This window comes from Streptomyces sp. A 4/2 (assembly GCF_940670765.1).
Taxonomy (GTDB): Bacteria; Actinomycetota; Actinomycetes; order Streptomycetales; family Streptomycetaceae; genus Streptomyces.
The window spans coordinates 17990-39382 of the sequence record NZ_CALNVW010000040.1 but is presented as its reverse complement, the minus strand read 5'-3'; the positions used below and the strand labels follow the sequence as shown (position 1 = coordinate 39382).

At 69.8% G+C, this 21393-nt stretch carries 15 protein-coding genes and 1 pseudogene; 13 read left to right on the top strand and 3 right to left on the bottom strand.

What is annotated here, in order from left to right; genetic code table 11:
• The 10 genes and pseudogenes from NBY69_RS29165 to NBY69_RS29120 all read left to right on the top strand — a co-directional run.
• A partial coding sequence (locus NBY69_RS29165; protein WP_250304886.1) for a HAMP domain-containing protein occupies positions 1–3890 on the top strand: 3890 nt, incomplete at its 5' end.
• Between the two features lie 244 nt (positions 3891–4134).
• Entirely contained in the window at positions 4135–4812 is a 678-nt protein-coding gene (locus NBY69_RS29160; RefSeq protein ID WP_250304885.1) for a two-component system response regulator, read from the top strand.
• Positions 4813–4946: 134 nt separating this feature from the next.
• A complete protein-coding gene (locus NBY69_RS29155) occupies positions 4947–7724 on the top strand; it encodes a DNA translocase FtsK (RefSeq protein WP_250304884.1) in 2778 nt (925 codons plus the stop codon).
• 218 nt (positions 7725–7942) lie between these two features.
• Positions 7943–8746 carry a helix-turn-helix domain-containing protein gene (locus NBY69_RS29150; protein WP_250304883.1) on the top strand — a complete coding sequence of 268 codons (804 nt, stop codon included), beginning with the start codon at positions 7943–7945 and terminating at the stop codon, positions 8744–8746.
• Positions 8747–8794: 48 nt separating this feature from the next.
• The gene (gene rimO, locus NBY69_RS29145; RefSeq protein ID WP_250304882.1) at positions 8795–10258 is read left to right on the top strand and encodes a 30S ribosomal protein S12 methylthiotransferase RimO; all 1464 of its coding nucleotides are present in this window, start codon (positions 8795–8797) and stop codon (positions 10256–10258) included.
• Positions 10255–10905: pseudogene (gene pgsA / locus NBY69_RS29140) on the top strand (CDP-diacylglycerol--glycerol-3-phosphate 3-phosphatidyltransferase); the annotation flags it as partial. The gene rimO and the pseudogene pgsA, both read left to right, overlap by 4 nt.
• A gap of 2 nt (positions 10906–10907) precedes the next feature.
• The gene (locus tag NBY69_RS29135; RefSeq protein WP_250304880.1) at positions 10908–11417 is read left to right on the top strand and encodes a CinA family protein; all 510 of its coding nucleotides are present in this window, start codon (positions 10908–10910) and stop codon (positions 11415–11417) included.
• A 109-nt stretch (positions 11418–11526) separates the two neighbouring features.
• Positions 11527–11910: a helix-turn-helix domain-containing protein gene (locus tag NBY69_RS29130; protein WP_250304879.1), complete on the top strand. Its 384-nt coding sequence runs from the start codon at positions 11527–11529 to the stop codon at positions 11908–11910.
• A 124-nt stretch (positions 11911–12034) separates the two neighbouring features.
• Positions 12035–12505, top strand: coding sequence for a Dps family protein (locus NBY69_RS29125; protein ID WP_250304878.1), 471 nt, complete (start codon positions 12035–12037; stop codon positions 12503–12505).
• A 124-nt stretch (positions 12506–12629) separates the two neighbouring features.
• On the top strand, positions 12630–12956 hold the full coding sequence (locus tag NBY69_RS29120; RefSeq protein WP_250304877.1) for a hypothetical protein: 327 nt from the start codon (positions 12630–12632) through the stop codon (positions 12954–12956).
• Here the strand turns inward: NBY69_RS29120 and NBY69_RS29115 are convergent.
• The 3 genes from NBY69_RS29115 to NBY69_RS29105 all read right to left on the bottom strand — a co-directional run bounded on the left by NBY69_RS29115 (position 12904) and on the right by NBY69_RS29105 (position 19230).
• The gene (locus NBY69_RS29115; protein ID WP_250304876.1) at positions 12904–13683 is read right to left on the bottom strand and encodes an SDR family NAD(P)-dependent oxidoreductase; all 780 of its coding nucleotides are present in this window, start codon (positions 13681–13683) and stop codon (positions 12904–12906) included. The two genes, NBY69_RS29120 and NBY69_RS29115, sit on opposite strands and share 53 nt — an antisense overlap.
• A gap of 64 nt (positions 13684–13747) precedes the next feature.
• The gene (locus NBY69_RS29110; RefSeq protein WP_250304875.1) at positions 13748–14554 is read right to left on the bottom strand and encodes an Fpg/Nei family DNA glycosylase; all 807 of its coding nucleotides are present in this window, start codon (positions 14552–14554) and stop codon (positions 13748–13750) included.
• A 50-nt stretch (positions 14555–14604) separates the two neighbouring features.
• Positions 14605–19230, bottom strand: a complete 4626-nt coding sequence (locus NBY69_RS29105) for an ATP-dependent helicase (RefSeq protein ID WP_250304874.1) — start codon at positions 19228–19230, stop codon at positions 14605–14607.
• Between the two features lie 58 nt (positions 19231–19288).
• Here NBY69_RS29105 and NBY69_RS29100 point away from each other — a divergent pair, with 58 nt between their 5' ends.
• Genes NBY69_RS29100 through NBY69_RS29090 form a run of 3 tightly spaced genes read left to right on the top strand, consistent with a single transcriptional unit; the run spans position 19289 to position 21364 of the window.
• Complete coding sequence (locus tag NBY69_RS29100) at positions 19289–20146, top strand: AraC family transcriptional regulator (RefSeq protein ID WP_250304873.1); 858 nt, start codon at positions 19289–19291, stop codon at positions 20144–20146.
• Positions 20147–20156: 10 nt separating this feature from the next.
• Positions 20157–21062, top strand: a complete 906-nt coding sequence (locus NBY69_RS29095) for an AzlC family ABC transporter permease (protein WP_250304872.1) — start codon at positions 20157–20159, stop codon at positions 21060–21062.
• A complete protein-coding gene (locus NBY69_RS29090; RefSeq protein ID WP_250304871.1) occupies positions 21059–21364 on the top strand; it encodes an AzlD domain-containing protein in 306 nt (101 codons plus the stop codon). The genes NBY69_RS29095 and NBY69_RS29090 overlap by 4 nt, the downstream gene beginning before the upstream one ends.
• The last annotated feature ends 29 nt before the right edge of the window (positions 21365–21393 follow it).

Sequence of the window (21393 nt, the reverse complement as noted above, 5' to 3'; positions counted from 1 at the left end):
AACTGAAGAACACCGTCAACACGATGGTGGCGCAACTCTCGTCGTTCGCCGACCAGGTCACGCGGATGGCGCGTGAGGTGGGCACCGAGGGCCGGCTCGGTGGCCAGGCCCGGGTGGACGGGGTCAGCGGTACCTGGAAGGAACTCACCGACTCCGTCAACTTCATGGCGGGGAACCTGACTTCGCAGGTACGTCAGATCGCCCAGGTGACCACTGCGGTGGCGCGTGGTGATCTGTCCCAGAAGATCGACGTGGACGCGCGCGGCGAGATCCTCGAACTGAAGACGACGATCAACACGATGGTCGACCAGCTCTCCGCCTTCGCCGAGCAGGTGACCCGGGTCGCCCGTGAGGTGGGTACGGACGGTCGCCTCGGCGGTCAGGCGCAGGTGCCGGGCGTGGCCGGCGTATGGCGTGACCTGACCGACTCGGTGAACGGCATGGCGGGCAACCTCACCGCGCAGGTCCGCAACATCGCGCAGGTCGCGACCGCGGTGGCGCGGGGTGATCTGTCCCAGAAGATCGATGTGGACGCCCGTGGCGAGATCCTCGAACTGAAGAACACCCTGAACACGATGGTCGATCAGCTCTCGTCGTTCGCGGAGCAGGTGACGCGGGTGGCCCGAGAGGTGGGCACCGAGGGGATGCTGGGTGGTCAGGCCGAGGTCCAGGGGGTGTCCGGTACGTGGAAGGACCTCACCCAGTCCGTCAACTTCATGGCGAACAACCTGACGTCGCAGGTGCGCAACATCGCGGAGGTCACCACCGCGGTGGCCAAGGGCGACCTGTCGAAGAAGATCACCGTTGACGCCAAGGGCGAGATCCTCGCGCTGGTCACGACCGTCAACACGATGGTCGATCAGCTGTCCTCGTTCGCGGAGCAGGTGACGCGGGTGGCCCGAGAGGTGGGCACCGAGGGAATTCTCGGCGGGCAGGCCCGGGTGCGCGGGGTCACCGGCATCTGGGAGGACCTCAGCGACAACGTGAACCTGATGGCCAACAACCTGACCAGCCAGGTCCGTAACATCTCGCAGGTCGCCACGGCGGTCGCCAACGGCGATCTGACCAAGAAGGTGACGGTGGAAGCGCGTGGCGAGGTCGCGCAGCTCGCCGACACCGTCAACACCATGGTGACGACCCTGTCCTCGTTCGCCGACGAAGTGACGCGGGTAGCGCGTGAGGTGGGCACGGACGGTTCGCTGGGCGGCCAGGCGCGGGTGCCGGGGGTGTCCGGTACGTGGAAGGACCTCACCGAGTCCGTGAACTCCATGGCGTCCAACCTGACCGGACAGGTGCGGCAGATCGCCACGGTCACCACGGCGATCGCCAAGGGCGATCTGACCAAGAAGATCGACATCGACGCCCAGGGCGAGATCCTGGAACTGAAGACCACCATCAACACGATGGTCGACCAGCTGTCGAGCTTCGCCGAGCAGGTGACCAGGGTCGCCCGCGAGGTGGGCACCGAGGGCCAGTTGGGCGGTCAGGCGCGGGTGCGTGATGTGGACGGCACCTGGCGCGATCTCACCGAATCGGTGAACGAGATGGCCGGGAACCTGACCCGCCAGGTGCGCGCGATCGCGGCGGTCGCCACCGCGGTGACCCGGGGAGATCTGAATCTCAAGATCGATGTGGATGCCGCGGGCGAGATCCAGGCCCTCCAGGACAACATCAACACGATGATCGCCAACCTGCGTGACACCACGGTCGCCAACAAGGAACAGGACTGGCTCAAGGGCAACCTGGCCCGTATCTCCGGTCTGATGCAGGGCCGCCGGGAGCTGGTGGACGTGGCTTCGCTGATCATGAGCGAACTCACCCCGGTCGTCTCGGCCCAGCACGGCGCGTTCTTCCTGGCCATGCCCACCGGGTCGGCGACGGAGGTCGGTCAGGGCGACGAGAGCGCGTACGAGCTGCGGATGCACGGCAGTTACGGCTACTCGGCGGGTTCCATGCCGACGACCTTCCGGCCCGGTGAGACGCTCATCGGTACGGCGGCCGAAGAGAAGCGCACGATCCTGGTGGAGAACGTGCCGCCGGGCTATCTCAAGATCTCCTCCGGTCTGGGTGAGGCGCCGCCCGCCCATGTGATCGTGCTGCCGGTGCTTTTCGAGGGACAGGTCCTGGGAGTGATCGAACTGGCTTCGTTCCAGCCGTTCACCCATATCCAGAAGGACTTCCTCAACCAGATCGCGGAAATGATCGCGACGAGCGTCAACACGATCAGCGTGAACTCCAAGACCGAGGTTCTGCTGAAGCAGTCGCAGGAGCTCACCGAGCAGCTGCGGGAGCGTTCGGCGGAACTGGAGAACCGGCAGAAGGCGCTTCAGGTATCCAATGCGGAACTGGAGGAGAAGGCCGAGCTGCTGGCCCGGCAGAACCGCGACATCGAGGTGAAGAACACCGAGATCGAAGAGGCCAGGCAGGTGCTGGAGGAGCGGGCCGAACAGCTCGCGGTCTCGATGCGCTACAAGTCCGAGTTCCTGGCGAACATGTCGCACGAGCTGCGTACACCGCTCAATTCCCTGCTGATCCTCGCCAAGTTGCTCGCTGACAATGCCGAGGGAAATCTCTCCCCGAAGCAGGTGGAATTCGCCGAGACGATTCACGGGGCCGGTTCGGATCTGCTCCAGCTGATCAACGACATTCTGGATCTGTCCAAGGTCGAGGCGGGCAAGATGGATGTCAGCCCGACCAGGATCGCGCTGGTCCAGCTCGTCGACTACGTCGAGGCCACTTTCCGGCCGCTGACCGCCGAGAAGGGCCTGGACTTCTCCGTACGGGTGTCGCCGGAGCTGCCCGCGACCCTGCACACGGACGAGCAGCGGTTGCTGCAGGTGCTGCGCAATCTCCTCTCCAACGCGGTGAAGTTCACCGACACCGGGGCGGTGGAGCTGGTGATCAGGCCGGCCAACGCCGGCGTGCCGGACGCCATTCGCGAGCAGTTGCTGGAGGCGGGTTCGCTGCGCGACGCCGACGGGGATCTGATCGCCTTCTCGGTCACCGACACCGGGATCGGCATCGCGTCGAGCAAGATGCGGGTGATCTTCGAGGCCTTCAAGCAGGCGGACGGTACGACGAGCCGCAAGTACGGCGGTACCGGGCTCGGTCTGTCCATCAGCCGGGAGATCGCACGGCTGCTCGGCGGTGAGATCCATGCGGCGAGCGAGCCGGGGCGTGGCTCCACCTTCACGCTGTATCTGCCGCTGCACGCCAGCGAACTGCCGCCGCAGGGCTATCCGCAGCTGAGCCCGGGTGGGCTGGAGCGGGCGCCCGGTGCCGGAGAGAGCAGGATGCCCGACGAGGCGGGTCCGCGGTCCGGCATGGCGCCCACGGACGTCCAGGGCGGGCCTGCGGGCCTGTTCCGGCGCCGCCGTAAGGCGCTGGGCTCCGCGGGCCGTCCGTCGGCGCTGCCGGCCAGTTCGGGCGTCACGGGCGGGACCACGTCCGTGGAACGGGAGCCGTGGGCGGTGGAGGAGAAGGAGGCGGCCGAGCCGCGCCGGGTCTTCCAGTTCAACGGCGAGAAGGTGCTGATCGTCGACGACGACATCCGCAACGTCTTCGCGCTCACCAGCGTCCTGGAGCAGCACGGCCTCGCGGTGCTGTACGCGGAGAACGGCCGGGAGGGCATCGAGGTCCTTGAGCAGCACGACGACGTGACGCTCGTTCTGATGGACATCATGATGCCGGAGATGGACGGTTACGCGACGACGACGGCGATCCGCAGGATGCCGCAGTTCGCCGGGCTGCCGATCATCGCGCTGACCGCGAAGGCGATGAAGGGCGACAGGGAGAAGGCCATCGAATCCGGTGCCTCCGACTATGTGACCAAGCCGGTCGACCCTGATCATTTGCTCACGGTAATGGAGCATTGGATGCGCGGTGAGTGATCGATTTCACGCCCAGTACTTGCGAGTTGCTGACTGAGTGTGGCCGAAGGCGTGTGAGGCGGCAGTATTCGGGGAACCTTCTGGTCTCCCGCCACGTTTCCGGTATGTGTGCAGTGACATCGTGGTGACTGGGTGTGGTGACAGGCGGGGTGCGGTTACCATGACCGGCACAAGGACGGACGGCGTTACGGAGCCGTCCCCTGGGGCGGCGCCCGGTGCACTGCCGGGACGAGGAGGACGGGCCATGGTGCAGAAGGCCAAGATCCTCCTGGTCGATGACCGGCCGGAGAATCTGCTGGCGCTGGAGGCCATTCTCTCCGCGCTCGATCAGACACTGGTGCGGGCATCGTCAGGGGAGGAAGCGCTGAAAGCGCTGCTGACGGACGATTTCGCAGTGATTCTGCTGGACGTCCAGATGCCAGGCATGGACGGGTTCGAGACCGCCGCGCACATCAAGCGCCGGGAGCGGACCCGCGATATTCCGATCATCTTCCTCACGGCCATCAACCACGGGCCGCACCACACGTTCCGCGGTTATGCCGCGGGAGCGGTGGACTACATCTCGAAGCCGTTCGACCCGTGGGTGCTGCGGGCGAAGGTGTCGGTGTTCGTCGAGCTCTACATGAAGAACTGTCAGCTGCGTGAGCAGGCCGCGCTGCTCCGCCTCCAGTTGGACGGCAGCGCTCCGGTCGGCGACGCCAAGGAGCCGGCCGGGCTGCTCGCCGAACTGTCCGCGCGGCTCGCGGCAGTTGAGGAGCAGGCCGAGGCGCTCTCCAAGCAGCTCGACGACGAGTCGGCGGACGCTGCCGCAGTGGCGACCGCGGCCCATCTGGAGCGCAAACTCACCGGCCTCCGCCGGGCCCTGGACGCGCTGGAGCCGGGCACGAGCGGCCCGACTGCCTCGCTTCCGTCGCAGAATTGACGGCCTGCCCGATGTGGGGCTGACAGTCGGTCCGACTGAACACGCGTCAAGAGGCGTGTTCACAGGGGCGACACGAACGGGTGAAGCGGTAACCACAGGTGTCCGTTGCCGTGGACACCGGTAACCTCGGCACCATGGCCTCACGTACGTCCGGCAAGGGTTCCCAGGGCACGGCGGGCACCGCGAAGCCGCGCGCCGGCCGTACCGCGGGCGCAGCCAAGAAGGCGGCGCCCGCGAAGAAGACCGCTGCGAAGAAGACCGCTCCCGCGAAGAAGGCACCCGCCAAGAAGGCGGCTGCGAAGCCCGTACCGAAGCCGGCACCGTCCCCCACCGGGGGCGTGTACCGGCTCGTACGGGCGCTCTGGCTCGGCACCGCCCACGGCGTCGGGGCGATGTTCCGCGGCATAGGGCGGGGCGCCAAGGGCCTCGACCCGGCGCACCGCAAGGACGGGGTCGCGCTGCTCCTGCTCGGCCTGGCGCTCGTCATCGCGGCGGGCACCTGGTCGAACCTCCGCGGTCCGGTCGGTGATCTCGTCGAGATGCTGATCACCGGAGCCTTCGGGCGGCTCGATCTGCTGGTGCCGATACTGCTGGGCGCCATCGCTGTGCGGTTGATCCTTCACCCGGAGAGGCCGGAGGCCAACGGGCGGATCGTCATCGGGCTCTCCGCGCTGGTTCTCGGGGTGCTCGGACAGGTCCACATCGCCTGCGGCGCACCGGGGCGCGGTGACGGCACCTCCGCACTGCAGGACGCGGGCGGGCTCATCGGCTGGGCCGCTTCCAAGCCGCTGATCTTCCTGATGGGCGATGTGCTCGCCGTACCGCTGCTGTTGCTGCTCACCGTCTTCGGGCTGCTGGTCGTCACGGCCACCCCGGTCACGGCCATCCCGCACCGGCTCAGGGCGCTCGGAGCCCGGCTGGGAGTCGTCGATCCCGAGCCCGGCCGGGACGCCGAGGCGGAGGACGACGAGCGCTACGAGGAGCAGTGGCGCGAAGCGCTGCCCGCCGGCCGCAGGCGCGCGTCCGTACAGCGGAGCGAGACGCCCGAGCTGTACGACGCGGAGCAGGCCGAGGAGGAGGCCCTCACCAAGCGCCGCAGGCCGCGCAGGCCTTCCGTGCAGCCCGCGCCCGGCCGGACCATGGACGCCGTGGATGTCGCGGCAGCCGCCGCCGCGGCGCTGGACGGCGCGGTGCTGAACGGGCTGCCGCCCTCGCCGCTGGTCGCGGATCTGACCCAGGGCGTGTCCGTGGAACGCCCGGAGGCCACCTCGAAGTCGCTCTCGGCGCCCGTGCCGTCCGCCCGCGAGTCCGCGGCCACCGGGCAGCCCGACCGGCCGGGGGTCCCGTCCGCGGTACCCGATCTGACGAAAGCGTCCCCCAAGCCGGCCGAGTCGCAGCCCCTGCCCTCCCGCGCCGAGCAACTGCAGCTCTCGGGCGACATCACGTACTCGCTCCCCTCGCTGGACCTGCTGGAGCGGGGCGGCCCCGGCAAGACGCGCAGCGCCGCCAACGACGTGGTGGTCGCCTCGCTGTCGAACGTCTTCATGGAATTCAAGGTCGACGCGGCCGTCACCGGCTTCACCCGCGGTCCGACGGTCACGCGCTACGAGGTGGAGCTGGGCCCGGCCGTCAAGGTCGAACGGATCACCGCCCTCACCAAGAACATCGCGTACGCCGTCGCCAGCCCCGACGTCCGGATCATCTCCCCGATCCCGGGCAAGTCCGCGGTCGGCATCGAAATCCCCAACACCGACCGCGAGATGGTCAACCTCGGCGACGTCCTGCGGCTCGCGGACGCCGCCGAGGACGACCACCCGATGCTGGTGGCTCTCGGGAAGGACGTCGAGGGCGGCTATGTGATGGCCAACCTCGCGAAGATGCCGCACGTCCTGGTCGCGGGCGCGACCGGCTCCGGCAAGTCGTCCTGCATCAACTGCCTGATCACCTCGGTGATGGTGCGGGCCACCCCCGACGACGTACGGATGGTGCTGGTGGACCCCAAGCGGGTCGAGCTCACCGCGTACGAGGGCATTCCGCACCTGATCACGCCCATCATCACCAACCCGAAACGCGCCGCGGAAGCCCTTCAGTGGGTCGTCCGGGAGATGGATCTGCGGTACGACGACCTCGCGGCGTACGGCTACCGGCACATCGACGACTTCAACCAGGCCGTGCGGAACGGTAAGGCGAAGGCCCCGGAGGGAAGCGAGCGGGAGCTCTCCCCGTATCCGTATCTGCTGGTCATCGTCGACGAGCTGGCCGACCTGATGATGGTCGCTCCGCGTGATGTGGAGGACTCCATCGTCCGGATCACCCAGCTGGCCCGCGCGGCGGGCATCCACCTGGTGCTCGCCACCCAGCGCCCGTCGGTCGACGTCGTCACCGGCCTGATCAAGGCGAATGTGCCCTCGCGCCTCGCCTTCGCCACCTCCTCGCTCGCCGACAGCCGGGTCATCCTCGACCAGCCGGGCGCCGAGAAGCTGATCGGCAAGGGCGACGGGCTCTTCCTGCCGATGGGGGCGAACAAGCCGACCCGTATGCAGGGCGCCTTCGTCACCGAGGACGAGGTCGGGGCGATCGTCCAGCACTGCAAGGACCAGATGGCGCCCGTCTTCCGCGAGGACGTGGTGGTCGGGACGGCGAAGAAGAAGGAGATCGACGGGGACATCGGGGACGACCTGGACCTGCTGTGCCAGGCGGCCGAGCTGGTCGTGTCCACCCAGTTCGGCTCCACGTCGATGCTCCAGCGCAAACTGCGGGTCGGATTCGCCAAGGCGGGCCGGCTGATGGACCTCATGGAGTCGAGGAACATCGTCGGACCCAGCGAGGGATCGAAGGCACGCGACGTGTTGGTGAAACCGGACGAAATGGATGGAGTCCTCGCAGTGATCCGCGGGGAGTCTCTTCCGTAACAGAAAGGGGGGCAACCGTTTCCCTTGGCTGTACGTCAAGTTGGAGGGAGAAGGCGGTGGGTTGTCCTTCTCCCGGGTTGTCCTCGGCCGTCCGGCGAGTCGCTACCGCGATCTGCCGACCTGATGGCGTAGAAAGCTCTCCCTCCGGTTGCCCCACCCTTTCCCCGCCCCCCTAGACTGAACATCCAGCAGGTGGCTCACGCTCGAAAGGCGCCCCCGTGTCCATCGGCAACTCCCCCGAAGACGACCGGCCTTCGATCGGTCGTACCCTCCAGCAGGCCAGGATCTCCGCAGGCCTGACGGTTGAAGAAGTCAGCTCGGCGACACGGGTGCGCATCCCCATCGTGCACGCGATCGAGCTGGACGATTTCTCCCGCTGCGGCGGCGACGTGTACGCCCGCGGGCACATCCGCACACTCGCGCGCGCCGTGGGCGTCGACCCGGCACCCCTCGTCGAGCAGTACGACGCCGAACACGGCGGCCGTCCCGCTCCCACCCCTGCCGCGCCGCTCTTCGAGGCGGAACGGATCAGGCCCGAACGGCGCCGTCCGAACTGGACGGCGGCCATGGTCACGGCGATCGTCGCGGTGATCGGCTTCGTCGGATTCACCATGTTCTCCGGCAGCGGCAGCACCGACAAGAACAAGGATCAGGTGGCCGAGGGGCCCACGACAGCCACCAAGGCGGCCGATCCGGCCCCCAGCAAGCCCGCCGATCCCAAGCCCGCCCCCTCGGACAGCGCCATTGCGGCCGTGCCGAAGGACAAGGTGACGGTGAAGGTGTCGGCGGTCGACGACAAGAGCTGGATCTCGGCCAAGACGCACAACGGCAAGCTGCTGTTCGACGGCGTCCTCGCCAAGGGGGATTCCAAGACCTTCACGGACGGACAGCAGGTCGATCTGATCCTCGGGAACGCCGGGGCGATCCAGCTGTTCGTGAACGGCAAGAGCATCCAGAACGACTTCCAGTCCGGCCAGGTCGAGCGTCTTTCCTACACCAAGGGCGACCCCGAAGCAGGCTGATCACCCTCGCGGACCGGGCGTGGGCCGGGACAAAGTAGTCTTGAGCCCATGCCCGAACGCCGCACCGTCGCCCTTGTCACTCTTGGCTGCGCCCGTAACGAGGTGGACTCGGAGGAGCTCGCAGGCCGCTTGGCAGCGGACGGCTGGGAGCTCGTCGAGGATGCCGCCGAAGCGGACGTCGCCGTCGTCAACACCTGTGGATTCGTCGAAGCCGCCAAGAAGGACTCCGTCGACGCCCTGCTGGAAGCCAATGATCTGAAGGATCACGGCAAGACCCAGGCCGTCGTGGCCGTCGGCTGCATGGCCGAACGGTACGGCAAGGATCTTGCCGAAGCGCTCCCCGAGGCGGACGGGATCCTCGGATTCGACGACTACGCCGATATCTCCGACCGGCTCCAGACCATCCTCAACGGTGGAATCCACGCGTCGCACACCCCGCGGGACCGCCGCAAGCTCCTCCCGATCAGCCCGGCGCAGCGCCAGGAGGCGCCCGGTGTGGCCCTTCCCGGCCACGCGCAGGACACGGCCCCCGAGGACCTGCCGGAAGGCGTCGCCCCGGTCTCCGGTCCGCGTGCGCCGCTGCGCCGCAGACTCGGCAACAGTCCGGTGGCCTCCGTGAAGCTGGCCTCCGGGTGCGACCGGCGGTGCTCGTTCTGCGCCATCCCGTCCTTCCGCGGCTCCTTCATCTCGCGGCGCCCCTCCGACGTCCTGGGCGAGACGCGCTGGCTGGCCGAGCAGGGTGTGAAGGAGGTCATGCTGGTCTCCGAGAACAACACCTCGTACGGCAAGGACCTCGGCGACATCCGCCTTCTGGAGACGCTGCTCCCCGAGCTCGCCGAGGTCGAAGGCATCGAGCGGATCCGGGTCAGCTATCTGCAGCCCGCCGAGATGCGGCCCGGTCTCATCGACGTGCTGACCTCGACGCCGAAGATCGCGCCGTACTTCGACCTCTCCTTCCAGCACTCGGCGCCCGGCGTGCTGCGCGCGATGCGGCGCTTCGGGGACACCGACCGCTTCCTCGAACTGCTGGACACGATCCGCGGCAAGGCGCCGCAGGCCGGTGTGCGGTCCAACTTCATCGTGGGCTTCCCCGGCGAGAGCGAAGCCGATGTCGACGAGCTGGAGCGCTTCCTCACCGGTGCGCGGCTCGATGCCATCGGGGTCTTCGGCTACTCCGACGAGGACGGCACCGAAGCGGTCGGCTACGAGAACAAGCTGGACGCCGAGGTCATCGCCGAGCGGCTGGAACGTATCTCCCGGCTCGCGGAGGAGCTGACCGCCCAGCGGGCCGAGGAGCGGCTCGGTGAGACGCTCTCCGTGCTCGTGGAGTCGGTGGACGACGAGGACGGCGCGGTGGGCCGGGCGGAACACCAGGCGCCGGAGACGGACGGACAGGTGATGTTCACGGCGAGCGAGGGGCTGGTGCCCGGCCGTATGGTCGTCGCAAAGGTGGTCGCCACCGAAGGCGTCGATCTGGTGGCCGAGTGTCTCGGTGAGGAGGCGGGCAGATGACCGGAGCCCCGGCATCCGCCACGGGCGGTACCGGTGCCACGCCGGCGTCCGGAGGCAAGCTGGGCGCTGCGGTCGTCAACGAGGTCAGCCTGTGGAACGTCGCCAATCTGCTGACGATGCTGCGGCTGGTGCTCGTCCCCGGATTCGTGCTGCTGCTGCTCCATGACGGCGGGTACGACCCGGTCTGGCGGGCGTACGCCTGGGCCGCCTTCGCCATCGCGATGATCACCGATGTCTTCGACGGCCATCTGGCACGGACCTACAACCTGGTCACCGATTTCGGGAAGATCGCCGACCCCATCGCCGACAAGGCGATCATGGGGGCGGCGCTGATCTGTCTGTCGTACCTGGGTGATCTGCCCTGGTGGGTGACGGGAGTGATCCTCTTCCGGGAGCTCGGGATCACGCTGATGCGGTTCTGGGTGATCAGACACGCGGTCATTCCCGCCAGCCGCGGCGGCAAGCTGAAGACGCTGGCCCAGGGCACAGCCGTCGGCATGTACGTGCTGGCGCTGACCGGGCCGCTGGCGACCATGCGGTTCTGGGTCATGGCCGTCGCGGTGGTGCTGACGGTGGTGACGGGGCTCGATTACGTCCAGCAGGCGGTGACCGCGCGGCGCAAGGGCCTCGCAGCGGAGCGGGCCGCACGGTGACGTCCGCGGCCCGGGTGCTGGAGTTGCTGGCGGAGCGCGGGGAGACCCTGGCCGCTGCCGAGTCGCTGACAGGCGGCCTGGTCGCCGCCGAACTGACTTCCGTCCCCGGCGCCTCGCGGGTCTTCCGTGGGTCCGTGACGGCGTACGCAACGGGTCTCAAGCGCGAGATCCTCGGCGTCGACGGAGCTCTGCTGGCCGAGCGAGGGGCGGTGGACCCCGAGGTCGCCCGGCAGATGGCCGCCGGAGTGCGGCAGGTGCTCGGTGCGGACTGGGGAACGGCGACCACGGGGGTCGCCGGGCCCGATCCGCAGGACGGACAGCCCGTCGGGACGGTGTACGTAGCAGTTTGTGGCCCGGACGGTGCGGGGAATGTGGCCGCACTGCGATTGAACGGAAGCCGGGGGGAAATCCGTGAAGAGACTGTTCGAGGCGTTCTTGAGCTGCTCTCCGGCGAACTCTGCGGGAATGCAGGGGCACAGGATACGGAAGAGAACGGGGGGATTTGATGTTTGCAGCCCTGAGTGAACACGACATCACTCCCCGCACGGCCGCGGCGCAAGGCGGTACGGTGGGGCGTGAAGGATGCGGCTACGCGGTCCGAGGAGGGAGCCACCGATGATTCTGCTCCGTCGCCTGCTGGGTGACGTGCTGCGTCGGCAGCGCCAGCGTCAGGGCCGTACTCTGCGCGAAGTCTCCTCGTCCGCCCGAGTCTCTCTCGGTTATCTGTCCGAGGTGGAGCGGGGGCAGAAGGAGGCATCCTCCGAGCTGCTCTCCGCTATCTGCGACGCGCTTGACGTACGGATGTCCGAGCTCATGCGCGAAGTGAGCGACGAACTGTCGCTCGCCGAGCTGGCCGAGTCGGCAGCTGCCAGTGAACCTGTGCCCGCGCCGGTACGTTCGATGCTCAATTCCGTCTCCGTGACATCGGTGACGGGTGTTCCGACCGAGCGAGTGACGATCAAGGCGCCCGCCGAAGCGGTGGATGTCGTCGCTGCCTAGCACGTGCTTTCCGGCTCCGGCTGGTCCTCACGGACCGGTCGGAGCTTTTTTCTGCCCCGAATGTCCGAGATGTGGATATTTGTGCCATGGTGGTCGGAACGTATGAATGCATGGGAGGCCTCGCATGTCTGGCGTGAAGAGTTCGCTGTCCGGAGCTGATCTCAAGGTGGTCGGAGACGCGCTCCAGGGCGCACTCGCCGATCTCGTCGATCTCTCGCTGGTGGCCAAGCAGGTGCACTGGAATGTGGTCGGGCCGCGCTTCCGGTCCGTGCACCTCCAGCTCGACGAGGTGGTCGACACCGCTCGCCAGTACACGGACACCGTGGCCGAGCGGGCCTCGGCGGTCGGGGTGACGCCGGACGGCCGCGCCGCGACGGTCTCCAGGACCAGTGCGATCCGTGAGGTGCCGGAGGGCTGGATCAAGGACACCGACGCGGTGCGGATCCTGGTGGACGCGCTCGGTGCTGTCATCACCCGGATGCGGGAGCGGATCGCCGCGACCGACGTCCCGGACCCGGTGACCCAGGATCTGCTGATCGGGGTCACTGCGGATCTCGAAAAGCACGCCTGGATGTATCAGGCAGAGAGCGCGTAGCGATGCGCATACCCGCCGGGTGCACGCTGGGTGCGCCCTCCTGCCAGGCGCTCGGGCCCGTCTAGTGCCGCGACGGGGCAGAGCTTGCCGGGAACGGCGCTAGCGTCGGCCGGAGGAGGCAGCCATGGTGAAGCGGTGGATGCCGGCGCTGGCGCTGGCCGCGGTGCTGGGCGGGGCTTGGTGGTGGGCTGTGCTGAGGCTGCTGCTGATACCCGGTGGCACCGGGCCGTTGGAGAGCGCGGTCGCGCTGGGGGGCTGGGGGCTGAGTCTGCTGCCGGTGCATGTGGTCGCTCTCCCCGCCGGGGTGGCGCGCTCCGGCGGGGCATCGCGGCCCGGTGAACCGCAGGCCCCCGGGGCGCCGCGTTCCGGCAGGGTGTGGTTCGGCAGGGCGCGGCGCTCTACCAGGGCATGGCGACGCCGCCGTTCGGCCGCAGGATCTGACCCGTCGTGAATCCGGCGGCGTCGGATGCCAGATGCAGTACGGCGTGTGCGATGTCCGCAGGCTCACCGACCTTGCCCAACGGGGACAGCCGGGACATGAGCGTGGCGGTGTGCGCCTGCGCCTCCGAGTTGTTGTGCCGCTCGGTCATCGGTGTGCGGATCCAGCCGGGCGCGACCGCGTTGACCCGGATGCCGTGCGGGCCCACCTCGGTGGCGAGTGTCTTGGTCAGCTGCACCACGGCGGCCTTGGTGACGCCGTAACAGAGCAGCCCGGGGCCACCGGTGTCCACCGCGCCCGAGGCCATCGTGACGATGCTGCCCCGGGTGCCCGCTGCGATCATGGCGCGGGCGGCGGCCTGGCACGCGTACAGCACACCCTTGAAATTGATGGCGAGAACGCGGTCGAGGTCCTCGTCGCGTGTCTCCAGGACGGGGCTGCTGTGCATGATGCCGGCGATGGCCGCCAGGATGTCCAGTCGGCCCGAGGTGGCCGTGGCCGCTTCCACCGCCGTCTCCACCGCGGTGCGATCGGAGACGTCGAGCGGGTGGAGGTGTGCGGCGCCGCCGGTGTTCCCGATCAGGGCCCGGGTCTCGTGCAGGCCCGCTTCGTCGCGGTCCGCGCAGTGGACGGTGGCGCCTGCTTCCGCGAGGAGCACGGCAGTGGCGCGGCCGATGCCGCTCGCGGCGCCGGTGACGAACGCGGTGCGGCCGGTGAGGTCGTACGCCTTGACGGGCATGACGGGACCGTACGACCGCATCTGACACCCCGTCAACTGATGTGCCGGTGCCGGATTTGGACCGTCAGCTGAGCGGGGCGGTCTGCGGGGCGGGGCCCGACTGGCACCGGGGGCACCAGTACGCAGGACGCCTGCTGCTGCCGTCGCCCTGGTCCGCCGTGCGTACGGGGGTGGAGCAGCGCAGGCACGGTCGGGGTGCGCGGCCGTAGACGTACAGGCGGTGGTTCCACAGACCCGTCGTCGTACGGACGGGCCGCTCGCGGTTGGCCTCCAGGAGCTTCTTGGAGACCGCCACGGCCCGCTCGGGCCGCGGGAGTTCACCGACCGGGAGCCAGGGGGTGGCGCGCAGCACGAAGCAGATCTCGGATGTGAAAATGTTGCCGATCCCGGCGAGGTTGCGCTGGTCGAGGAGGGCTTCGCCGAGCGGGCGGGCGGCGTCGGTCAGCAGATTGGCCAGGGCCCGGTCGGGGTCCCAGCCGGGTCCCAGCAGGTCGGGACCGAGATGGCCCACCACGCTGTCCTCGTCGGTGGTGCGCAGCAGGTCGAGAACCGGAAGGCGGTAGCCGACGGTGGTGCGGTCGGCGGTGGCGAGGACGGCGCGAATCTCGTGGGACGGCCCGCCCCGCCAGCGCTCGCCGGGGGCGAAGACCTTCCAGGCACCGTCCATCCGCAGATGGCTGTGGAGGGTGAGGCCGCCTTCGATCCGCATGAGCAGATGCTTGCCGCGCGGGGTGACGTCGAGGACGGTGCGCCCGGTGAGATCGGCGGTGGCGAACCGTGGTACGCGCAGGTCGAAACGGGTGAGGGGGTGGCCGGACAGAGCGGTGTGCAGTCGCCGGGCGGCCTGGACGACGCTGTCTCCCTCGGGCATGTCCCTCCCTCTGCGGAACGGGCTGTCGTGACGTGCGGTGCTCAGCGCTTTCAGGCGCGCAGGCGCAGCCCCCTCGGGGTGGCCACGAACCCGGCCGCCTCCAGGGTCCGGCCCAGATCGGAGGTGAGCGCGGAAGCGCCGTTGGTGCGCTCCACCGTCACCGTGCCGAGCGTGCCGGAACCGGCTGCCGCGGCCAGTGCCTGACCGGCGGCCGACAGCCGGGGGTCGTCGGGCTCGGCGGCCCAGGCCAGGAGGCTCTTGCCACCGCGCTCCATGTACAGGATCAGCTCGCCGTCCACCAGGACGACCAGCGCACCCGCCTTACGGCCGGGCTTGTGGCCTGCACCGCCCGGTGATTCCGGCCAGGGCAGGGCCGCACCGTACGCGTTGGCCGGATCGGCGGCGGCGAGGACCAGCGCCCGGCCCGTGGGCCCTGGTTCCGTACGCTCGCTCGCGGCCGACGCCGCTCGCAGCCGGTCGACCGCACCGTCCATCGCGAACTGGGCTGCGCCCAGGCCTTCGACGACGTACCCCCGGCGGGCCTGGCCGCTGTCCTCGAAGGCGGAGAGGACGCGGTAGACGGCGGAGAACCCGCCCGTGACGCCCTCGGCGGCGACCGCGCCGCGGGTGACGACACCATGCCGGTCCAGGAGCGTCCGGGCTAGGGCGTGCGCGCGGAGTGTCGGGTCGGGTTCGGCTGCCGGCAGCACGGACCAGCGGCCCGCGACGGTGGGCGGACCCGTACGTGAGGCGGGGCGGGCAGCCGCGGTGAGCGAGCCGTACCTCCCGCGGGGGACCGTGCGCCGTGCGCGGTGGGCCGTGGAGCCCGCCGTGCGGCCCGAGCCGAGCAGGGAGCGCAGGGGGGCCAGGGTGTCGTTGGTCAGCCGCCCTGACCAGGCCAGGTCCCAGAGGGCGTCGGCGAGTTGGGGGTCGGTGGCATCGGGGTGGGTGGTGGCACGTATCTGGTCGGCGATCTGGCGGAAGAAGAGTCCGTAGCCCGGGGCGAGCGCCTTGAGGACGGATTCGTGGAGCGCGCTCAGTTCGAGGGGGTGCGGTGGCGGGAGGAGCAAGGGCGCGCTGTCCGAGAGGAAGAGCGAGATCCAGCCGTCCTTGCCGGGCAGCGCACCGGCCCCGGCCCAGACGACCTCGCCGGTGGTGGTGAGTTCGTCGAGGAGAGTCGGGGTGTACCCGGAGACCCGCGAGGGGAGGATCAGTCGCTCCAGGGCAGAGGCCGGGACCGGGGCCCCTTGCAGTTGCTCGACGGCACGCGCCAGACCGTCGATCCCGCGCAGGCTGCTGCCGTCGAGGTGCTGCCACTGGGGGAGGAAGGAGGCGAGAGCCGCGGGCGGAACCGGTTCGAGCTCCTGCCGCAGGGCGGCCAGGGAGCGGCGGCGGAGCCTGCGCAGCACGGTGGCGTCGCACCACTCCTGACCGATTCCGGACGGGTGGAACTCGCCCTGCACGACCCGGCCCGCCGCGGCGAGGCGCTGCAGAGCGCCGTCGGTGACCGCCGTGCCCAGGCCGAAACGTGAGGCGGCCCGGGAAGACGTGAACGGACCGTGCGTACGGGCGTACCGGGAGAGCAGATCCCCGAGGGGATCCTTGACGGGCTCGGTGAATGCTTCGGGCACACCCACCGGGAGCGCGGTACCGAGGGCGTCCCGCAGCCGGCCCGCGTCCTCGATCGCCGCCCAGTGGTCGGTGCCCGCGATGCGGACCCGGATGGCGCGGCGGGAGGCGGCGAGGTAGGGCGCCCATCCGGACTCCGCTCCGCGCGCGGCCAGTTCGGCATCGGTCAGCGGGCCGAGCAGCCGCAGTCGGTCGGCGACACCTTCGGCGTCCTTGATGCGCCGGTCCTCCGTCAGCCATTGGAGTTCGCTCTCCAACTCGTCCAGCACGTCGGCGTCCAGCAGCTCGCGCAGCTCGGCCTGGCCCAGCAGCTCGGCGAGGAGGCGGGAGTCGAGCGAGAGGGCCGCGGCACGGCGTTCGGCGAGAGGCGAGTCGCCCTCGTAGAGGAACTGGGCGACGTAGCCGAAGAGCAGCGACCGGGCGAACGGTGACGCCTCGGTGGTGGTGACCTCGACGAGCCGCACGCGGCGGGACTCGATGTCGCCCATCAGCTCCACGAGCCCCGGAACGTCGAAGACGTCCTGGAGGCATTCGCGGACGGCTTCGAGAACGATCGGGAACGAACCGAATTCGCTTGCCACTTGAAGAAGCTGGGAGGCGCGCTGACGCTGCTGCCACAGCGGGGTCCGCTTGCCCGGACTGCGGCGCGGGAGCAACAGGGCCCGCGCGGCGCATTCGCGGAACCGGGAGGCGAAGAGGGCGGAACTGCCGACCTGATCGGTGACGATCTGCTGGATCTCGCCCTTGTCGAACGCGACATCGGCCGCACCGAGGGGGGCCTGTTCGGTGTCGTACTCGGTGCCCTGCGCGGCGGGGTCGCTGTCCAGCAGGTCGAGACCCATCAGCTCCGCGTCGGGCAGCCGCAGCACGATACCGTCGTCGGCGTGCATGACCTGGGCGTCCATGCCGTACCGCTCGGAGAGTCTGGCGCCGAGTGCCAGCGCCCACGGGGCGTGCACCTGGGCGCCGAAGGGGGAGTGGACGACGACCCGCCAGTCGCCCAGTTCGTCGCGGAAACGCTCGACGACGATCGTGCGGTCGTCGGGGACATGGCCGCACGCACGGCGCTGCTCGTCGAGGTAGGACACGACGTTGTCGGCGGCCCAGGCGTCGAGCCCCGCTGCGTGGAGCCGCTGCCGGGCATCGTCCGGGGCGAGGCTGCCGACCTCACGGAGGAACGCACCGACCGCGCGGCCCAGTTCCAGCGGGCGGCCCAGCTGGTCGCCCTTCCAGAACGGCAGCCGGCCGGGCACTCCGGGCGCGGGTGTGACCAGGACCCGGTCGCGCGTGATGTCCTCGATGCGCCAGGAGGTGGTGCCGAGGGTGAAGACATCGCCGATCCGGGATTCGTAGACCATCTCCTCGTCCAGCTCGCCGACCCGCCCGCCGCCCTTCTTGGGGTCGGCTCCGGCGAGGAAGACCCCGAAGAGACCACGGTCGGGGATGGTGCCGCCGGAGGTGACCGCGAGGCGCTGCGCCCCGGGGCGGCCGGTGACCGTGCCGGCGATACGGTCCCAGACCACGCGGGGGCGCAGCTCCGCGAACGCGTCGGACGGATAGCGCCCGGCGAGCATGTCGAGGACCGCGGTGAAGGCGGACTCGGGGAGCGCGGCGAACGGCGCCGCACGGCGCACCACCGCCAGCAGGTCGTCGGCCTGCCAGCTGTCGAGGGCCACCATGGCGACCAGCTGCTGCGCCAGTACGTCCAAGGGGTTGGACGGGATCCGCAGCGATTCGATCGAGCCGGTCCGCATCCGCTCGGTCACCACGGCCGCCTGTACCAGGTCGCCCCGGTACTTGGGGAAGACGACACCGGTGGACACGGCACCCACCTGGTGCCCGGCACGGCCGACACGCTGGAGTCCGGAGGCCACCGACGGCGGTGACTCGACCTGGACGACCAGATCGACCGCGCCCATGTCGATGCCCAGCTCAAGGCTGGAGGTGGCCACGACAGCGGGCAGCCGCCCCGCCTTCAGGTCCTCCTCGACCTGGGCGCGCTGTTCCTTCGACACCGAGCCGTGGTGGGCACGGGCGAGCAGCGGTGGGGCCCCTTTGGCCGCGCCCGACTCGGCCATGATCTCGGCGGGGGAGTGGGCCTCCGGCAGGACCTCTCCGGTGGCTCGCTCGTAGGCGATCTCGTTCAGCCGGTTGCAGAGGCGCTCGGCGAGACGGCGGGAGTTGGCGAACACGATCGTCGACCGGTGGGACTGCACCAGATCGGCGATGCGCTCCTCGACATGGGGCCAGATCGAGGGCTTCTCCGCTCGGTCCGGGTCGCTGTCCGATGCCGGGGAGCCGCCCAGCTCGCCCAGATCCTCGACGGGGACGACCACCGAGAGGTCGAACTCCTTGCCCGAGGGCGGCTGTACGATCTCCGCCTTGCGCTGCGGTGACAGATAGCGCGCGATTTCGTCCACCGGTCGGACCGTCGCGGAAAGGCCGATGCGGCGGGCCGGGCGGGGCAGCAGTTCGTCGAGGCGCTCCAGCGACACCGCGAGGTGCGCGCCCCGCTTGGTGCCGGCCACGGCGTGCACCTCGTCGAGGATCACCGTCTCGATGCCGGTCAGGGCCTCGCGCGCCGAGGAGGTGAGCATCAGGAACAGCGACTCGGGTGTGGTGATCAGGATGTCCGGGGGCCGCGTCGCGAGGGAACGCCGCTCGGCGGCCGGGGTGTCGCCCGAGCGGATGGCGACCCGCAGATCAGGCTCCGGCAGTCCCAGCCGGACGGATTCCTGGCGGATGCCGGTGAGCGGGCTGCGCAGATTGCGCTCGACGTCGACGGCGAGTGCCTTGAGCGGTGACACGTACAACACCCGGCAGCGCTTCCTGGCGTCGGCGGGCGGCGGTGCGGAAGCCAGCTGGTCGAGGGCGGCGAGGAACGCCGCGAGGGTCTTGCCGGACCCGGTCGGGGCCACCACCAGCACGTCGGAGCCCGCTCCGATGGCCTGCCACGCACCGTCCTGGGCGGCTGTGGGCGCCGAGAAAGCCCCCGTGAACCAGCCGCGGGTCGCGGGGGAGAAGGAGTCGAGCGCTGACCTCACCATGTCCCCATCGTGCACCCCGCCACTGACAACTGCCCGGACCAGCGGAAACAATGGATGCATGGGTCCGGGCGCCGAGGAGCGGGCACGGCACTGGCAGCTCGACGAGCTGCCCGGTGTCGATCTGCTGCATGCCCGCTACATCCGGAAGAGCTTCGCCCGGCACACGCACGAGACGTTCGTCATCGCCGCGATCACCCACGGCGTCGAGGCGTTCCACCACGGGAACGAGCTCGTCAGGGCGGGCGCCGGTCAGCTCGCACTGGTGAATCCCGACACCCCGCACACCGGCTATGCGGGGGTGCCCGAAGGGTGGACGTATCGCACGCTCTACCCGGCGGCCGGGCTCGTCGCCGAGGTCGCGGCGGACATCAGCACACTGAGCGGCCCGGTCGGCTTCACCTCGCCGGTCGTGGACGTCCCGGATGCCGCACGGCTCGTCGTCGGGGTGCACCGGGCCGCCGAACAGGGCAACGCGCTGGCCGCCGACAGCCTGCTGAGGCTCGCCGTGGCGCGACTGCTGCGTACGCACGGAGGCCGCCTCCCGGAGCGTCCGCCGCTCACGGCCGGAGCGGTCGACGCGGCCCGCGCGCGTGCCGTGCTGGAGGAGCGGATGGTGCGCCCGCCGTCCCTGGAGCGGCTCGCCGGCGACCTCGGCACCAGTCCGTTCGCCCTGCTGCGCGCCTTCAGGGACGCGTACGGCATGCCACCGCACACCTGGCTCACCGACGCGCGGGTACGGCGCGCCCGGCACCTGCTGGAGGCGGGTACGCCACCCGCGGAGGTGGCTGTCGCCGTCGGCTTCACCGACCAGCCGCATCTGAACCGGCACTTCACCCGGATCGTGGGGGTCCCGCCGGGTTCGTACCAGCGAGGTCGTGCAAGAACGTACAAGACCGGTCAGGCATGGCTCTCGTAGCGTCACCGATGTGGCAACAGAACAGACAGCACTCACCGAAACCGGCGCAGCTCCGGAACCCAAACCGGACTCGGCCGTCATCAGGGACGCGCTCGGCGTCGGCGTCGCCGTCGGACTCTCCGGCTTCGCCTTCGGCGTGACCTCGGCGGGCTCCGGGCTCAGCATGCTGCAGACCTGTGTACTCAGCCTGCTGGTGTTCACCGGGGCCTCGCAGTTCGCACTGGTCGGCGCGCTGGCGGCGGGCGGCAGCCCGTTCACCGCCGCGGCCGGCGCCTTCTTCCTCGGCGTCCGCAACACGTTCTACGGACTGCGGCTGTCCCAGCTGCTCGACCTGCCGCGAGCCGTACGTCCCTTCGCCGCTCACTGGGTGATCGACGAGACGACGGCTGTCACCCTTATCCAGCCCACCCGGCGGGCCGCCCGCATCGGGTTCACCGCCACGGGCCTGACGCTTTACGTGCTGTGGAACATCACCACGCTGCTCGGCGCGCTGGGCGCGGAGGCGCTCGGCGACACCGACGCGTGGGGGCTCGACGCCGCGGGGCCCGCGGTCTTCCTGGCGCTGCTCGCGCCGATGCTGCGGACCACGACGGAGCGCGCGGTCGCCGGGCTCGCCGTCGTCCTGGGGCTGGGACTGCTGCCGCTGCTGCCCGGCGGGGTGCCCGTGCTGGTCGCGGCGCTCTCGGCGCCGCTCGTGCTGTTCCTCAAGGGGCGCGCAGGCCGTGGCGCCGCCAGGAACTCCACGGTCGGCGACCCCGTGGCAGAGAACCCCGTGGCAGAGAACCCCGTGGCAGAGGGCCCTGTGGCAGGGAGCCCTGCGGCACAGAGCCGTGCGACGGAGAACCCTGCGACGGAACGCGCTGTGACCGAGAACCGTACGGCCGAGAACCGTACGGCCGAGAAGGAGGACCGGTGAACGTCTGGATCGCCATCGGGGCGACAGCCGTCGGCTGCTACCTCGTCAAGCTGCTCGGACTGATGGTCCCTGCGGGGGCCCTTGAACGTCCGCTCGTCAAGAAGCTGTCGGCGCTGCTGCCGGTCGCGTTGCTGGCCGCGCTCACCGCTCAGCAGACTTTCGGTGACGGGCAGCAGATCGTTCTCGACGCGCGGGCGGCCGGGGTCGCGGCAGCGGCGCTCGCTCTGGTGCTGCGAGCCCCTTTCCTGGTGGTCGTCACGGCGGCCGTGGTGGTGGCCGGAGGTGTCCGGGCCCTCGGCTGAGCCGCAGCGGCGAAGCGGCTGATCGCCCG

Excerpts from the sequence above, each read along its gene's own strand:
- rimO (WP_250304882.1), top strand. The coding sequence starts at position 8,795 with ATGCCCGAACGCCGCACCGTCGCCCTTGTCACTCTTGGCTGCGCCCGT.
- NBY69_RS29115 (WP_250304876.1), bottom strand. The coding sequence starts at position 13,683 with ATGCCCGTCAAGGCGTACGACCTCACCGGCCGCACCGCGTTCGTCACC.
- NBY69_RS29130 (WP_250304879.1), top strand. The coding sequence starts at position 11,527 with ATGATTCTGCTCCGTCGCCTGCTGGGTGACGTGCTGCGTCGGCAGCGC.
- NBY69_RS29160 (WP_250304885.1), top strand. The coding sequence starts at position 4,135 with ATGGTGCAGAAGGCCAAGATCCTCCTGGTCGATGACCGGCCGGAGAAT.
- NBY69_RS29120 (WP_250304877.1), top strand. The coding sequence starts at position 12,630 with ATGGTGAAGCGGTGGATGCCGGCGCTGGCGCTGGCCGCGGTGCTGGGC.
- NBY69_RS29105 (WP_250304874.1), bottom strand. The coding sequence starts at position 19,230 with ATGGTGAGGTCAGCGCTCGACTCCTTCTCCCCCGCGACCCGCGGCTGG.
- NBY69_RS29100 (WP_250304873.1), top strand. The coding sequence starts at position 19,289 with ATGGGTCCGGGCGCCGAGGAGCGGGCACGGCACTGGCAGCTCGACGAG.
- NBY69_RS29155 (WP_250304884.1), top strand. The coding sequence starts at position 4,947 with ATGGCCTCACGTACGTCCGGCAAGGGTTCCCAGGGCACGGCGGGCACC.
- NBY69_RS29110 (WP_250304875.1), bottom strand. The coding sequence starts at position 14,554 with ATGCCCGAGGGAGACAGCGTCGTCCAGGCCGCCCGGCGACTGCACACC.
- NBY69_RS29125 (WP_250304878.1), top strand. The coding sequence starts at position 12,035 with ATGTCTGGCGTGAAGAGTTCGCTGTCCGGAGCTGATCTCAAGGTGGTC.